This is a genomic window from Roseovarius sp. A46 (assembly GCF_004126395.1).
In the GTDB taxonomy this organism is placed as follows: domain Bacteria; phylum Pseudomonadota; class Alphaproteobacteria; order Rhodobacterales; family Rhodobacteraceae; genus Roseovarius; species Roseovarius nitratireducens.
Genome location: NZ_PVWS01000075.1, coordinates 1 through 1,286, shown reverse-complemented (window position 1 = coordinate 1,286; position 1,286 = coordinate 1). Strand labels below are relative to the sequence as shown.

The 1,286-nt window shown below is 59.7% G+C and carries 1 protein-coding gene; it reads right to left on the bottom strand.

All coding sequences use genetic code 11. From position 1 onward, the window contains the following. Window positions 1-62: 62 nt before the first annotated feature. Window positions 63-1,201, bottom strand: a protein-coding gene (locus C6W92_RS17450; RefSeq protein ID WP_241691209.1) for an IS3 family transposase whose coding sequence is annotated in 2 segments (ribosomal slippage) — window positions 63-935 and window positions 938-1,201 — 1,137 coding nt in all. Because the reading frame shifts where the segments join, the coding sequence is not laid out codon by codon here. Between the last annotated feature and the right edge of the window lie 85 nt (window positions 1,202-1,286).

The window sequence follows — 1,286 nt, the reverse complement described above, 5'->3', positions numbered from 1 at the left end:
AAGAGGTGGTTCGGTTTGTCTGAACAGCTACGTGGCGTTTTCTAAGTGGATTTCCGCATTGGTTATGCCGCTACCGCTTCGGACGCCGGCGGTTTGAAGTAGGCCTGATCGGGGGTTCTGCCGTCAAGCGATGAATGTGGGCGTCCGCTGTTGTAGAAGGTTAGATACTGGCCAATCCCGGCACGGGCCTCAGACACGCTGGCATAGGCCCGCAGGTAGACCTCCTCATATTTGATGCTCCGCCACAGACGCTCGATGAAGACGTTGTCGCGCCAGGCGCCCTTGCCATCCATGCTGATCTTGATCTCACGGGCGGCCAACACCTTGATGAAGTCGGTCGAGGTGAACTGGCTACCCTGATCCGTGTTGAATATCTCGGGCATGCCGTGTTTCGCCAGCGCCTCCTCCACCGCTTCGACGCAGAAATCGGCTTCCAGCGTGATCGATATTCGCCATGCGAGGACCCGGCGGGTGAACCAGTCCAGCACAGCCGCGAGGTAGATGAACCCGCGCGCCATGGGAATGTAGGTGATGTCCATCGCCCAGACCTGGTTGGGACGGGTGATGGGCAGCTTGCGCAGCAGATAGGGGTAAATCTTGTGCCCCGGCGCCGGTTTTGAGGTGTTCGGCTTGCGGTATAGCGCCTCTATGCCCATGCGCTTCATCAGCGTGGCAACATGTAGTCGCCCGACCTTGAAGCCATCCTGAACCAGCAGGCCCCGCAACATCCGGCTGCCCGCGAAGGGAAACTCCATGTGCAGCTTGTCGATCCGGTGCATCAGCTTCAGATCGGCGTCCGACACCGGGCGGGGCGTGTAGTAGACACTGCCCCGGCTGATCCCCAGCATGATCGCTTGGCGGCTGACGCTCAGCTTGGCGGTGGGATTGATCATTTTTTTGCGCTCGGCAACAGACCCGCCTTGCCGAGCGCGCCGGACAAAAAATCATTCTCCAGCGTCAGCTCTCCGATCTTCGCATGCAGGGTCTTCACGTCGATCACCGGCTCAGGCGTGGCTTTCGTCGCTTCGCCAAAAACCCCCGTTGCGCCCTCGAGCAGCTGGTCCCGCCACTGCTTGATCTGGTTCGGGTGAACGTCGAAATCCTGCGCCAGCTCGATCAGCGTCTTCTCGCCCTTGATCGCGGCCACCGCCACTTTCGCCTTGAATGCCGGGCTGTGATTCCGGCGCGGTCGTCTTGTCATGGTCATCTCCTCGCTTGCAGCATCATGCTGCTGTTGCGCGGAAAATCCACTTATCCCAGCTGTTCAGATTTGCGCAGCCACATCT